We start from the raw sequence: 13,941 nt of genomic DNA, 5'->3' as shown, positions 1-13,941 counted from the left end.
TGCGGGCACACGATCGCGCCACCGGTACAATCGCGCCTTCGCGACACCCGATCCGCCCATGCGTCCCCGAACCGCTCCCGATTATCTTGCCGGCTACCCGCCCGCCCTTGCCGCCCAGGTCCGCGACCTGATCGGGCAGGAGCGGCTCGCCGAACTGCTGCTGCGCAAGTACCCGCAAGCCCACGGCGTGCGCACCGACAAGGCGCTGTACGACTACGTGCAGGACATCAAGGGCGGGTACCTGCGCAATGCCGGGCAGTTGAGCAAGGTCGCCTTCGACAGCAAGCTGCAGGTCATCCAGCACGCCCTCGGCACCCACACGCGCATCGCGCGCGTACAAGGCGCAAAGCTCAAGTCGAAGTGCGAGATCCGCGTCGCGACCGTCTTCCGCGACATGCCGGAGGCCTTCCTGCGCATGATCGTCGTGCATGAGCTCGCGCACATCCGCGAGCGCGAGCACGACAAGGCCTTCTACCAGCTGTGCTGCCATATGGAACCGGACTACCATCAGCTGGAGTTCGATGTACGCACCTACCTGTGCCACCTCGACGCCACCGGCCGGCCGCTGTGGTCGGCCGCAGCCTGACGACGATCAGTCGGCCAGCGCGCGCACCTTCACCGGCTTGCCCTTGAGCCTGCCCGCGGACAGCCGGCGCGCGGCTTCGCGCGCGATGTCGCGCACGACCGCGACGTAGGTCGTCTGGTCGGTCACGGTGATCTTGCCGACCTGCTCGCGCGTGAAACCGGCCTCGCCCGTCAGCGCGCCGAGCACGTCACCGGGCCGGATCTTGTCCTTGCGCCCGCCGAGGATCTGCAGCGTCACCATCGGCGGCACCAGCGGCGAATCGTCCCCGCCCTGCAGGGAACCCAGGCCGTGCCACTCCGGTTCGCTGCCCATCATCTGCGCGATGGTCGCCACGCGGCGCTTGTCGGCCGGGCTGCACAGCGTCAGCGCCCAGCCATCCTCGTCGGCGCGGCCAGTGCGACCGATGCGGTGGATGTGGACTTCGGGATCCGGCGTGACGTCGACGTTGATCACCGCTTCGAGTTGCGCGATGTCGAGACCGCGCGCCGCCACGTCGGTCGCGACCAGCACCGAGCAGCTGCGGTTGGCGAACTGGATCAGCACCTGGTCGCGCTCGCGCTGTTCGAGGTCACCGTTCAGCGTCAGCGCATGGAAGCCCTGCTTGTGCAGAACCTCCACCAGTTCCCGACACTGCTGCTTCGTGTTGCAGAACGCCAGCGTGCTGACCGGGCGATAGTGCTTGAGCAGCGTGCCCACAGCCTGCAGGCGCTCGTCGTGCTTGATCTCGTAGAAGCGCTGACGGATCTTGCTGCCTTCGTGCTGCTCCAGCAGCTTCACTTCCTGGGGATTGCGCAGGAACTGCTGCGCCAACCTCTCGATCCCCTCGGGATAGGTCGCCGAGAACAGCAAGGTCTGGCGCCGCACCGGGCACTGGCTGGCGACGAATGCGATGTCGTCGTAGAAGCCCATGTCCAGCATGCGATCCGCTTCGTCGAGCACCAGCGTGTTGAGCGCATCCAGCTTGAGGCTGCCGCGATCGAGGTGATCCATGATGCGCCCCGGCGTGCCGACGACGATGTGCGCGCCATGCTCCAGGCTCGCCCGTTGCGGACGCATGGTCGTGCCCCCGCACAGCGCAAGGATCTTGATGTTGTCTTCGGCGCGCGCGAGACGGCGGATCTCCTGCGTCACCTGGTCGGCCAGCTCGCGCGTCGGGCACAGCACCATCGCCTGCACCGCGAAGCGGCGCGGATTCAGGTTGGTGAGCAGTGTCAGCGCGAAGGCCGCGGTCTTGCCGCTGCCGGTCTTGGCCTGCGCGATGAGGTCGTGGCCGGCGAGCGCCAACGGCAGGCTCGCCGCCTGGATCGGCGTCATCGTCCGGTATTCGAGCTGCTCCAGCGTGGCCAGCAGCGCGGGCGACAGCGGCAGCTCGCCGAACGACCGTCCGGCGAGGGCTGGTCCCAGCGCAGCCGGGGTTGGACCCAGCGCAGCCGGGGTCGGGTCCGGGGCGGCCGGGTCCGCCTGCGGCGGGATCGCTTCGCTCATGCTCACCTTCCGCCTCAGCCCTTGCGCCGACGCGCCGCGCTGGCCGGCTTGCGCCAGTGCCCCGCGCGCTTCTTTTCGGGTTCGGGGGTCTTGGGCTTGGGCATCAGCAGGTTCTTGCCCGCCCCCTGCCCCGAAGCGCGGTGTGCAAGGATTGCAGCGCTCAGTTGCTCGATGGTCGGCATGACCTCGGCCTGCTCGCCCTGCGCGACATGCGCGGCGAGCCGCTGCCGGACTTCGAAGATCCGCTCGGCCGTATCCGCCTTCTTCGGCAAGCCGGTGACGATCGCCTGCGACGCCGTGCTCAGCGCGAAGCGCCCCTCCTCCGCGCAGATGAGGCCGTTCGTCGACAGGCGCTGGAACGACTCGGCCAGCTTCGCCTCGGACGGGATGGCCCCCTGCAGCAGATCGACTGCCGCGACGGCTTCGGCAAGCTCGGCCGGGCGCCGCTTCGAAGCGAGCGCCAGGGCGAGCAACAGGAGAGCGTCAATATCGTGAAGCGGGTGCATCGAATACCTTTGAGAAGCTGCGGGAAATGCTGAAAATTCCGCCAAGGGCGAGAGTGTAGCGTTCGGAGAGTGCGCGACGCCAATAAGTTGCGGGGCGCCGCATGCGTCCCGCCGCGTGCGCCCCCTCAGCGCAGCGGCAGGCGCACGCAATCCGGCCCGAGACGCGTCAACACCGGGCAGCCGAGGAGCGCCAGCGTGCGGTCGATCTCCGAACGCAGGATCTCCAACGCCCGCGCCACACCGGGCTTGCCCGCCGCAGCGAGGCCATACAGCGTCGCGCGCCCCGACATCGCCGCGTCGGCACCGAGCGCGCGCGCCTTCACGAAATCGCTGCCGCGGCGCAGGCCGCTGTCGATGATCAGCGTCATGTCCGGCCCGACCGCCTCGCGGATCTCCGGCAGCACCTCGATCGGCGCCACGCAGGTGTCGAGCTGCCGCCCGCCGTGGTTCGTGATGACCAGCCCGTCCACACCCAACTGCTTCGCACGTTCGGCGTCGTCCGGCCGCAGGATGCCCTTCACGATCAGCTTGCGCGGCCACAGGTCGCGCAGCCACGCGACGTCGTCCCAGTTCAGCGACGGGTCCATCTGGGTCGACAGGAAGGTCGCCGCGTTGCGCGCGCTGTCCTGCCCCGGCGGCAGGAAGTCGCCCAGGTTGCGGAAGCGCGGCATGCCGTGCGGGATCAGAACATCGAACAGCCAGCGCCAGCGCGTCGCGACGTCGACCATGTTGTCGAGGTTGAGCTTCATCGGCGCCCGGTAGTTGCGCCGGTCCCATTCGCGGTTGCCGAAGGCGGCGACGTCGGTCGTCAGCACGATCGCCTCGGAGCCCGCAACTTCGGCACGCTTGACGACGCCGGCGAGGTTCTCGCGATCCTTGAACGGGTAGATCTGCATCCAGTGGCGCACGCCGCTCGCCACGACACGCTCCAGCGACACCGTCGACACCATGCTCTGGCACATCGGAATGCCGGCATCCCGCGCGACCTCGGCGAGCATCAGGTCGCCCTCGTGCGACAGCAGGCCGTTGAAGCCGGTCGGCGCGATGATCGCCGGCATCGCGATGCGCTCGCCGAACAGATCGCAGCCGAGGTCGCGCTCCGACACATCGACCAGCGTGCGAGGCTGGAAATTGATCGCATCGAAGCTCGCGCGGTTCTGCCGCAGCGTCAGTTCGTCGTCCGCGCCGCCTTCGAGGTATTCGAAGCAGAAGTTGGGGATGCGCGCAGCGGCCATCGCGCGCAGTTCGGCAATATTCTGGGCGCGATATGGATCGCGGCCCCGGTAGAGTTTGCGCATCGGCATTCCCGCGCCCGTTTCCAAAGCAAGAAGTCCGCCCCACGATACCGGAGGCGGACTTCTCAGGCTAGCCGTTCATCATGTTACGGACAGTCCCCGCGAATGCAAATCCCGCGGGGATGTCGTGCTGCCGCCGTCGCTTCAGCGCAGCATCGCGTTGAGCGCCTCGAGTGCCTTGCTACCGGGGCACAGATAGGCATCGCCGAGCTGGTTCAGCGACTTCTCCACGGTGTTGAGGTGGGTGTGCATGTCCTGCCCGCTGCTGTCGACGTACAGCAGACCGGTGACGATCTCGCCCAGCGCCTGACGCTCCTGCAGGTGGTTCATCGCACCGATGCGGTCCGACGGATCGTAGTCGACGCCCACCTTGCGCAGGTGCAGGATCGAGCCGTCGTGCTGCACGACGCGGCGCAGGCTGCCTGGCGGGTAGGACGCTTCGATCTGCGCCTTGGGCAGGATCACGTCGAGCCGGTTCACCGCCGCGTTGTGCTCGCGCACGTAGTCGTAGCTCTTGGTCGAGCCCGCGTGGTTGTTGAAGGTCACGCACGGACTGATGACGTCGATGAAGGCCGGCCCGCCGTGGCGCAGCGCGCCCTTGATGAGCGGCACGAGCTGCTCCTTGTCGCCGGAGAAGCTGCGCGCGACATAGGTGGCACCGAGCTGCAGCGCGAGCATGGCAAGGTCGATCGGGCTGTCGCTGTTGATGACGCCCTTCTTGCTCTTCGAGCCCTTGTCGGCGGTCGCGGAGAACTGTCCCTTGGTGAGGCCGTACACGCCGTTGTTCTCGACGATGTAGGTCATGTTCACGCCGCGGCGCATCGCGTGCGCGAACTGGCCGATGCCGATCGAGGCCGAGTCGCCGTCGCCCGACACGCCCAGGTACAGCAGGTTGCGATTCGCGAGCGCGGCACCGGTGAGCACCGAGGGCATGCGCCCGTGCACCGAGTTGAAGCCGTGCGAGTTGCCGAGGAAGTAGTCCGGCGTCTTCGACGAGCAGCCGATGCCGGACAGCTTGGCGACCTTGTGCGGCTCGATGTCGAGGTCGAAGCAGGCCTGCACGATGGAGGCGCTGATCGAGTCGTGGCCGCAGCCGGCGCACAGCGTCGAGATCGCGCCCTCGTAGTCGCGTCGGGTGTAGCCGAGCGCGTTGCGCGGCGCATCCGCGCTGTGGAGTTTGGGTTTGGCGAGATAGGTCATGAGGCCACCTTGCGCTGGGGTTGTCCGATGGGACTGATCTTGCGGTCGGTCAGGGCGTCGGCGATCTTGCCGGCGATGAAGCGCGCGGTGATCGGCGACCCGTCGTAATGGAGCACGCGCACGAGCTTCTTCGGATCGATTTCGCCCTCGTTGATCAGCAGCGTGCGCAGCTGCGCGCTCTCGTTCTGCTCGACGACGAACACCGCGTCGCGCTCGGCGATGAACTCCATCACCTCGTCGCTGAAGGGGAAGGCGCGCACGCGCAGCGTATCGACGTGGATGCCGTCGGCCGCGAGCTTCGCGCCAGCCTCGGCCATCGCGTGCGCCGTGGAGCCGTAGTAGATGACGCCCACGTGCGTGGGCTGCTCCGCCTTCTTCAGGATCGGCGCGGGCACGAGATCCTTGGCCGTGTTGAACTTCCGGCGCAGGCGCTCCATGTTGTACACGTAGTCGGTGCCGATCTCGCTGTACTTCGCGTACGGGTTGCGCGTCGTGCCGCGCGTGAAGTACGCACCCTTGGTCGGATGGGTACCCGGAATCGTGCGGTACGGGATGCCGTCGCCGTCGACGTCGAGGTAGCGGCCGAAGTCCTTGCCAGCCTCGAGCTCGTCGTAGGTCATGAGCTTGCCGCGGTCGTAGCGGCGGCTATCGTCCCAGTTGAAAGGCGCGCACAGCTGTTCGTTCATGCCCATGTCGAGATCGGAGAGCACGAACACCGGCGTCTGCAGCCGCTCGGCGAGATCGAAGGCCTGCGCGGTGAGGCTGAAGCACTCGTATGCGTCCTCGGGGAAGAGCAGCACGTGGCGCGTGTCGCCGTGCGAGGCGTAGGCGCACGAGAGCAGATCCGACTGCTGCGTGCGCGTGGGCATGCCGGTCGAGGGGCTGCCGCGCTGCACGTCCACGATCACCGCGGGGATCTCGGCGAAGTACGCGAGGCCGAAGAACTCCTGCATCAGTGAGATGCCCGGACCCGAGGTCGCGGTGAAGGCGCGCGCGCCGTTCCAGCCGGCGCCGATGACCATGCCGATCGACGCAAGCTCGTCCTCGGCCTGCACGATCGCATAGCGCGCGCGGCCGTTGTCCGGGTCGGTGCGGAACTTGCGGCAGTAGCTCGAGAAGGCTTCGATGACCGAGGTCGAGGGCGTGATCGGATACCAGCCCGCGACGGTCGCGCCGCCGAACACCGCGCCGAGGCCGCAGGCGCTGTTGCCGTCGATCATGATGCGGTCGCCCACCGCATCGGCGCGCTTCACCCTGAGCCCGATCGGACACGGCAGGTGCTGCTTCGCGTAGTCGTAGCCCAGGCGCAGCGCATTGACGTTGGCCTTGATGAGCTGGTCCTTGCCGCGGTAGCGGTCGACGATGAGCTGCTCGGCCGCGGCGAACTCCATGTCGAGCAGCGCGATCAGCGCACCGACGTACATGATGTTCTTGAACAGCTGGCGCTGGCGCGCGTCCTCGTATTCCTCGTTGCACATCGCGGTGAGCGGAATGCCCAGCACGGTGATGTCGTCGCGGAATTTCGACGGCGGAAGCGGCTTCGTCGAGTCGTAGAAGAGATAGCCGCCCGGCTCGATCGCGGCGATGTCGCGGTCCCACGTCTGCGGGTTCATCGCCACCATCATGTCGCAGCCGCCGCGAGCACCGAGCCACCCGGCTTCGGTGACGCGCACCTCGTACCAGGTGGGCAGGCCCTGTATGTTGGATGGGAAGATGTTGCGCGGGGCGACCGGCACGCCCATGCGGATGATCGCGCGCGCGAACAGTTCGTTGGCCGAGGCGGAGCCCGAGCCGTTGACGTTCGCGAACTTGATCACGAAGTCGTTGCAGTGTTGGATCGCTGGGGTACTCATCTCAGACCTCCGCGCCGGCTTGCGCGATGTTCACTTCGAATTTCTGCATGTCCCAGGCGCCGGTCGGACAGCGCTCGGCACACATGCCGCAGTGCAGGCAGACATTCTCGTCCTTGACCATCACGCGCGCGGTTTTGAGACCCTCGGCGAGGTACAGCGCCTGCTCCGCGTTGTGCGACGGCGCCTTGAGGCGGCCGCGCAGCTCGTCTTCCTCGCCGTTGCGCGTGAAGGTGATGCATTCGGTCGGACAGATATCGACGCAGGCATCGCACTCGATGCACAGCTTGGGCTTGAACACGGTGGCGACGTCGCAGTTGAGGCAGCGCGCCGTCTCCGCACAGGCGAGCTTGAAGTCGTAGCCGAGTTCGAACTCCGACTTGATGTCCTTGAGCGCCTCCTCGATCGACTTCACCGGCACCTTGCGGCGCGCCTCTTCCGACACCTGGTTGTCGTAGCTCCACTCGTGGATGCCCATCTTCTGGCTCACGAGGTTCATCGTCGGCGCGGGGCGCTGCGTCAGCGGCAGGCCGCGGCAGAAGAGGTCGATCGAGATCGCCGCCTCGTGGCCCTGCGCGACCGCGGTGATGATGTTCTTCGGCCCGAGCGCCGCGTCGCCGCCGAAGAACACGCGCGGCAGCGTCGATTGCAGCGTCTGCGCGTCCAGCACCGGCAGGCCCCAGCGGTCGAATTCGAGTCCGATGTCACGCTCGATCCACGGGAAGGCGTTTTCCTGGCCGATGGCGATCAGGACGTCGTCGCATTCCATATGCACGTCCGGCTCGCCGGTCGGCACGAGCGAACGGCGGCCCTTGTCGTCGTATTCGGCGCGCACCTTCTCGAACAGCACGCCGGTCAGGCGGCCGTGGTCGTGCGTGAACGCCTTCTGCACGAGGAAGTTGTGGATGGGGATGCCTTCGTGCAGCGCGTCCTCCTTCTCCCACGGCGAGGCCTTCATCTCCTCGAAGCCGCTACGCACCACCACGCGCACGTCCTCGCCGCCGAGGCGGCGCGCCGAGCGACAGCAGTCCATCGCGGTATTGCCGCCGCCGAGCACGATCACGCGCTTGCCGATCGAGGTGACGTGACCGAAGGCGACGCTCGCGAGCCAGTCGATGCCGACGTGGATGTGCGCCGCGGCCTGGTTGCGCCCCGGCAGGTCGGCGTCGCGCCCGCGGGGGGCGCCGGTGCCGACGAAGACGGCGTCCCAGTCGCTCGCCAGCACCTCGCGCAGGCTGCCGATCCAGTGGTTCTGGCGCAGTTCGACGCCCAGGTGCTCGACGTAGCCACACTCCTCGTCGATGACGCTGTCGGGCAACCGGAATTTCGGGATCTGGCTGCGCATCATGCCGCCGGACGACGACCCGCTGTCGAACACGGTGACCTGATAGCCCTGCACCGCCAGGTCGCGGGCGACCGTCAGCGAGGCCGGCCCGCCGCCGATGCACGCGATGCGCTTGCCGTTCTTCTTCTCGGGCGGCCGCGGCAGGCGATCGCGGATGTCGTCCTTGAAGTCGGCCGCGACACGCTTGAGGCGGCAGATCGCAACCGGCTCCGCGTCGACACGCCCGCGCCGGCAGGCCGGTTCGCACGGACGGTCGCACACCCGTCCGAGAATCCCCGGAAAGACGTTCGAGCGCCAGTTGATCATGTAGGCGGTGGAGAAGTCGCCCGCTGCGATCTGCCGGATGTATTCGGGCACCGGGGTATGGGCCGGACAGGCCCACTGACAGTCGACGACCTTGTGCAGGTAGTCTGGATTGCTGATGTCGGTCGGTTTCAAGTGCGTCCTTCCTGTCTCGGGAAAAGCGTGCGTATGAACGCGCCAATCGCTACATGCATCATTGTGCACTAACTGCACTCGAATGCACGCTGCAGTGCAACATGTTTCATCCGACGCCGTGCGCAATACGTGATCGTACATTTTCCGGACATCCGCCGTGCCACGCCTGCGTCTCTTGTCGCATTTGCGGACAAGTCGCAGCGCGGTCACGCCTCGGGCGGAGACTTCAGGAGCGGTTCACCTTCGCCCTCGCAGAATGTCTCCCATGCCACCCCGGCATACAAAGAAACAGGAGACAGCCATGAACATCCGCCACTTCACCCTCGCCGCAGCCGCCCTTCTTATCGGGACCAGCGCCTTCGCCGGCCCGAAGTGCACGGCCGCTCCGCAGAACACCCAGCCCGTGGCAAACACGCTGCGCACGCTGGTCGACGCGGGCTTCAAGTTCCAGAAGGCCAAGGTCACCAAGGAGGACTGCTACGAGCTGAAAGGGACGAATACGGTCGGCGACCGCGTCGAGATCTACCTCAACCCGGCCGATGGCACCAACGTCAAGACCGAGACGAAGAAAAGCTGAGGCCCGCGAGGCGGGGCGGCGCGGGCGATCGCGTCACGTCGCCCCACCCTCGACGGCGCAGCCCTCGGCCCGCCACCGCAACATCCCGCCGGCGAGGTTCGCCACCTCGCCAAATCCCGCCCGCTGCAGCATCACGACCGCCTGCGCCGAACGCGTACCCGAACGGCACACGGTCACCACGGGCCGCGCCGCGTCGATCTCGCCGCTGCGTGCGGCGAGCTGATCGAGCGGAATGAGCTTCGCGCCACGGATGTGGCCTAGCGACCCGTCGAACTCGTCGGACTGGCGGACGTCGATCACCTGCACCCGCTCCCCCGCCTCTTCCAGCGCATGCGGCTGGATTTCCCAGATACCGCCGAAGGTAAACGTGAGCGGCGCCCACGCGGGGTCGCCCGCGTCGACGTCCCCTGCCTCCGGACGTCCGCAGTTCAGGTTGGCCGGCACGGCGACGTCGATCTTCTTCGGGTGCGGCAGGCCGAGGTTCTTCATATAGCCGGCGAAGTCGCCCACATTGCTGTCGCCGCCGAGACGGGGGTTCCAGTTGCGCTCCTCTTCCACGCTCGTGACGGTCAGCCCGCGGTAGTCGTGCGCCGGATACAGCAGACAGTCGGCGGGAAGCGAGAAGATCTGTTCGTGTACCGAGCGGTACATCGTCGGGGCATCCCCCTGCTGGAAATCGGTGCGGCCGCAGCCGCGGATCAGCACGCAGTCGCCGGTAAAGGCCATGGACTGGTCGTCGAGCACGAAGGTGAGGCAGCCGTTGGTGTGCCCGGGCGTCGCGCGCACCCCCAAGTGGCGTCCGCCGAACGCGACACGGTCGCCATGATCGAGCAGCCGATCGGCGCCGTTCGCGCCGCTATGGCGCGACAGCGCGATGCGGCTCCCGGTCCGTTCGCGGAGCAGCCACGCGCCGGTCACGTGATCCGCATGCACGTGCGTTTCGAGCGTCCAGCGCAATCGCAGGCGCAGCTCATGCAACAGCGCGGCGTCGCGCCGCACCTGCTCGAACACCGGATCGACCAGGAGCGCGTCGCCGCTCAGTCTGTCGCCCAGCAGGTAGGTGTAGGTGGACGACGACGCGTCGAAGAGTTGCCTGAAGATCAGCATCCTGTTTCCTCCCCGTGGCTCTTGTCGTGCGCCGCAAATAGTACGAGTACGCCGCGGCCATCGTTTTCGATCGCCGCGACGGAGGGAGGTTCAGGGTGCCGCCCGGCGCAAGCGGGCGGCACCGGCGCTCAGTGCCCGGCGTTCACAGGCTTCCAGCCCGGATGGTCGAAGTACTGGCCGTAGCTGTTGAGGGCGTTCACGATATGCACGACGCCCTTGCTGCGGTCATCGACGGGCTGCTTGCCGGCGACGACTTCGGCCCCACCCGACAGCTCCGCGATCACGTTGTGCAGCACCGCGTCGGCCTCGGGCGCGAGCTTGCAGTTGCCGACGATGTACGCGAGCTGGTCGTCGACCGCCTTGCCCATCGCTTCGTACTGCGCCGTCGTTAACCTGCCGCCGTGAACCGCGGCGAGCTTGGGCTCGACGTTCGCGCGGATCTTGAGCATCCCCTCGCGCAGCGGCGCATCGGTCTGCCATTTGCTGCCCGCATTGAGCTTGAGCGCCGGCGTTTGCGCGCCGTGGTTGTGGGCGTCCGCTGCAACCGCTTGCGGTGCGCCGGCCAGTGCCGCGGCGGCGATCGCGCAGGCGGTGAGCAATCCTCTTGCCGATACAGTCTTCATAACCCTATTCCTCGTCGAACCTGTTTGATTGAATGGCGCGGCGTCCTGCCGCCCGAATGCTGGGGGCACCGGCATGGGCGGCCAATGCGCGGGAGCTAGTGCGCATGGAGTGACCTCCTGATTGGGTGACCAGGCGCTTACGCTATGCCTCTATTGATGAACAAAATCTGAATGAAATTGGAAACGGGCGATTCCCGGGACCCGGACGCATGACGTATTGGCGCATCCCGGCTGCCGGCAAGAGGTGCTCGTGTACGGTCGCGCTGCAGGCCAACCGCCGTTTCACCTGCTAGATTGAATGAGAGGGAGCTTCCACTGGCCAGCCATGAGGGAATCGCCATGACCAATCGCTACATTTCGGACATCGTCCAGAATCAGGCCCCGTTGATGATGCCACCCGATGCTTCGGTGGCACTGGCCTGCGAGCGCATGTGCGAGCGACACGTCGGAGCAGTATTGGTCGCCGATCGCGCGCACCACCTGCTCGGCATTTTCACCGGGCGCGACGCCGTACGCTTGCTGGGACAAGGCGGCAATGCCGCCCGAACGCGGCTGGATGCCGTGATGACGCCCGGGCCGGTCACGATAGCGCCCGACGCCCACGCGATCGACGCATTGCGCCTGATGAGCGACGGGGGCTTTCGGCACCTCCCCATCGTGGATAAGGGCGAGGTGACCGCGATCGTCGCGCGCTCGGATTTCGAGGGCCTCGAACTCGATCGTTTCGAAGAGGAAAAGGCGCTGTGGGAGCGGATCGCCTGAGTTCCGGTCGTTCCGCTTGAGGTGCCGGCGGCTCGCCCGGCATGTCCAGCTTCTTCAGGACCCCGGCATGGCAGTCGGAGAAGTGATGGAGCAGCTCGTTGCCAAGTGATGATCACCGCGTAGAAAGTGCCGGATCGTCGGGATTGACTGCTGCGAGCCCCTGCAGCGTCACGCGCGCCTCTTCCGGGGCGCCCGCGCGCCGCTGCAGGGCGACGAGCGCAAGGAGGAGTTCTCTGCGCTCTCCGTGACGGCGCGTCGCCTGCCCGAGCAGCGCGATGGCGCGCGCGATGTCGGCGCGCTCGGCTACGAGCATCGCGTGCAGCAACTTCGCAGACGGCGAGCCCTCGCCATGTGCGGCGGCCACCTCAAGAACCGTCTCCGCGTCGCCTAAGCGCCGCTGTCGCACGAGCGACTGGCCGAGCGCTTCATACAACGCGGGTTCGTCGGGAAAGCGCTCCAGTCCTTCGCGCAGCAGCCGCTCAGCGACCGCTTCTCCGGCGCTCGAGGCGAGCAACTCAGCTAGCGCACGACGGGCCGGAACGAAGTGCGGATGCCGAGCCACGGCAAGCCTCAGCAGACCTTCGGCCTCGCCGTGGTCGCCACGATGGAGCGCGACACGGGCAAGGTTGACGAGCCCTTCCGGTCGGTCAGCGTTCTCGCGTTGCGCTGCTTCATATTCACCGAGCGCCCGTTGCAGCCGCGAATATAGTTGCGGATCGGATCGCGCAGGGGATCCGAGCAGCGCACCGGCCGCGGCAACGCGCACGGCCAGGACAGGATCGGCGAGTAGCGCCCCTGCGAACGCGGCGACTGCCTCCTGCGGCAACGCGGCCGCGCCATACAACGCGCCCAGGCGCACGAGCGGGTCCACGTCCCGCGCGCCCTCCTTCAGCGCGCTTGCGGCGCGCGCGCCCGGAAATGCGGCAAGCGCCTGCAACGCAGTCGCTCGCACGATGGCCGGTTGTGCCGCGTCGCGGGCCACGACGAGCAGCCCCTCAACGGCTCCTGCAGCCGGACGGCGGGCGGCAGCGAACGCCTCGCCGTAATGCGGCGCCCGCGCGGGAGCGGCCCCGATCCAGCCCGTGATCGCTGCCGCAGCCCAGGCTGCATCGCGATCGCGGTGGCACGCAGTACAGGGATCGGGCGAGCCGGTGCGCAACGCGACATCCGGGCGCGGGATCCTGAAAGCGTGGTCGAGACGCGCGTCGACCACCATGTACTCGCGGCGGCCCGCGTGACAGTCGACGCAGCTGGGCACCTTGCCGACATGGCGGTGGTGCGCAACCGAGGCGTAGTCCTTGCGGACGAGACCGGAAAAATCGATGCCGGCGCGCACCCGCGCGGGGTCAGGCCCCGTCGGCGAATGGCAACTCACGCACAAGGTGTCGCCTTCGGCGCGCAGCGCACCCGTGTGCGGTTCGTGACAGTCGCCGCACACCAGCCCCCGCTGATGCATGCGGCTTTGCAGCCAGGAGCCCCACACGAAGACTTCGCCTTTCTGACTACCGTCGGCAAAGTAGTTCGATTCGGTGAGCAGCACCGGAAGGTACTGGTCGAGCAAACGTTTGCCATGATCGTGCTGAGCCACCAGTGCCGTGCGGAAGGCATGGCACTGCGCGCAGGCGTCGAGTTGAGCCGGGCCGGTGCGGGCGAGCGTCGCAGCGAAACCGTTATCCTTTGCTGTGTCGTTTCCCCGCCCGGAACGCACGATCTCGAGATGGCGCTTTGCGGGACCGTGGCAGCCTTGGCAGCCGACGCCAAGGGTTGCGACCAGCGTGTCGTAGCGGTCGGCAGTTGCGTCATAGCGTTTGCGCACACTGCTTGAATGGCAGGCGGCGCACATCGTGTTCCAGTTCGCGCCGGGACCGGCCCAGTGCCTGGCATCGCCCGGCGCCGGCGGCAAGTCGGGATAGAGCGAAAACCAGCGGTTGCGCACCGTGTCCCATGCCACGGTCAGCGCTTGCAGGCGGCCGCGTGGACCGCGCACGAGGTATTGCTGCAGAGGATGGACGCCAAAGGTGTGCGTGACATCCAAGCGCCGCGCTTGTCCGACCGCGTCGCGCGCGACGACCTGGAACCGGTCGCCGCGTCGCTCGAAGCGCATTTCCGGATCCTCGGGGACTGCGCCGCCGGAAAAGTCCCCGATCACTGTGTCCGGGGCTGCGGG

The 13,941-nt window shown here is 67.2% G+C and carries 12 protein-coding genes; 3 read left to right on the top strand and 9 right to left on the bottom strand.

Translation table 11 applies throughout. The features are described from left to right. Positions 1 to 58: 58 nt before the first annotated feature. A complete protein-coding gene (locus tag AzCIB_RS06285) occupies positions 59 to 586 on the top strand; it encodes a M48 metallopeptidase family protein (protein WP_050415108.1) in 528 nt (175 codons plus the stop codon). Between the two features lie 6 nt (positions 587 to 592). Here the strand turns inward: AzCIB_RS06285 and dbpA are convergent, their stop codons facing one another. The 6 genes from dbpA to AzCIB_RS06255 form a co-directional block, all read right to left on the bottom strand. Further along, positions 593 to 2,071: an ATP-dependent RNA helicase DbpA gene (dbpA, locus tag AzCIB_RS06280; protein ID WP_198149624.1), complete on the bottom strand. Its 1,479-nt coding sequence runs from the start codon at positions 2,069 to 2,071 to the stop codon at positions 593 to 595. A 14-nt stretch (positions 2,072 to 2,085) separates the two neighbouring features. Then, entirely contained in the window at positions 2,086 to 2,577 is a 492-nt protein-coding gene (locus tag AzCIB_RS06275) for a hypothetical protein (protein WP_050415107.1), read from the bottom strand. A gap of 125 nt (positions 2,578 to 2,702) precedes the next feature. After that, a complete protein-coding gene (locus AzCIB_RS06270; RefSeq protein WP_232299373.1) occupies positions 2,703 to 3,875 on the bottom strand; it encodes an alpha-hydroxy acid oxidase in 1,173 nt (390 codons plus the stop codon). Positions 3,876 to 4,016: 141 nt separating this feature from the next. After that, positions 4,017 to 5,072: a 2-oxoacid:ferredoxin oxidoreductase subunit beta gene (locus AzCIB_RS06265; RefSeq protein WP_050415106.1), complete on the bottom strand. Its 1,056-nt coding sequence runs from the start codon at positions 5,070 to 5,072 to the stop codon at positions 4,017 to 4,019. Beyond that, positions 5,069 to 6,925, bottom strand: coding sequence for a 2-oxoacid:acceptor oxidoreductase subunit alpha (locus AzCIB_RS06260; protein ID WP_050415105.1), 1,857 nt, complete (start codon positions 6,923 to 6,925; stop codon positions 5,069 to 5,071). The genes AzCIB_RS06265 and AzCIB_RS06260 overlap by 4 nt, the downstream gene beginning before the upstream one ends. A gap of 1 nt (position 6,926) precedes the next feature. After that, complete coding sequence (locus AzCIB_RS06255) at positions 6,927 to 8,705, bottom strand: FAD-dependent oxidoreductase (RefSeq protein WP_050415104.1); 1,779 nt, start codon at positions 8,703 to 8,705, stop codon at positions 6,927 to 6,929. 301 nt (positions 8,706 to 9,006) lie between these two features. Here AzCIB_RS06255 and AzCIB_RS06250 point away from each other — a divergent pair, with 301 nt between their 5' ends. Then, positions 9,007 to 9,282 carry a PepSY domain-containing protein gene (locus tag AzCIB_RS06250; protein WP_050415103.1) on the top strand — a complete coding sequence of 92 codons (276 nt, stop codon included), beginning with the start codon at positions 9,007 to 9,009 and terminating at the stop codon, positions 9,280 to 9,282. A gap of 33 nt (positions 9,283 to 9,315) precedes the next feature. On the opposite strand, the gene AzCIB_RS06245 is transcribed toward AzCIB_RS06250, so the two are convergent. Both AzCIB_RS06245 and AzCIB_RS06240 read right to left on the bottom strand, forming a co-directional pair. Next, positions 9,316 to 10,389: an MBL fold metallo-hydrolase gene (locus AzCIB_RS06245; RefSeq protein WP_198149622.1), complete on the bottom strand. Its 1,074-nt coding sequence runs from the start codon at positions 10,387 to 10,389 to the stop codon at positions 9,316 to 9,318. A gap of 128 nt (positions 10,390 to 10,517) precedes the next feature. Beyond that, entirely contained in the window at positions 10,518 to 11,012 is a 495-nt protein-coding gene (locus AzCIB_RS06240; RefSeq protein ID WP_050415102.1) for a hypothetical protein, read from the bottom strand. Between the two features lie 339 nt (positions 11,013 to 11,351). On the opposite strand from AzCIB_RS06240, the gene AzCIB_RS06235 reads away from it, so the two are divergent. Continuing rightward, a complete protein-coding gene (locus AzCIB_RS06235; RefSeq protein ID WP_050415101.1) occupies positions 11,352 to 11,774 on the top strand; it encodes a CBS domain-containing protein in 423 nt (140 codons plus the stop codon). Positions 11,775 to 11,886: 112 nt separating this feature from the next. On the opposite strand, the gene AzCIB_RS06230 is transcribed toward AzCIB_RS06235, so the two are convergent. Next, positions 11,887 to 13,878 carry a tetratricopeptide repeat protein gene (locus tag AzCIB_RS06230; protein ID WP_050415100.1) on the bottom strand — a complete coding sequence of 664 codons (1,992 nt, stop codon included), beginning with the start codon at positions 13,876 to 13,878 and terminating at the stop codon, positions 11,887 to 11,889. Positions 13,879 to 13,941: the final 63 nt, after the last annotated feature.

The organism is Azoarcus sp. CIB, from assembly GCF_001190925.1.
In the GTDB taxonomy this organism is placed as follows: domain Bacteria; phylum Pseudomonadota; class Gammaproteobacteria; order Burkholderiales; family Rhodocyclaceae; genus Aromatoleum.
This window is presented reverse-complemented; position numbering and strand designations above follow the sequence as displayed.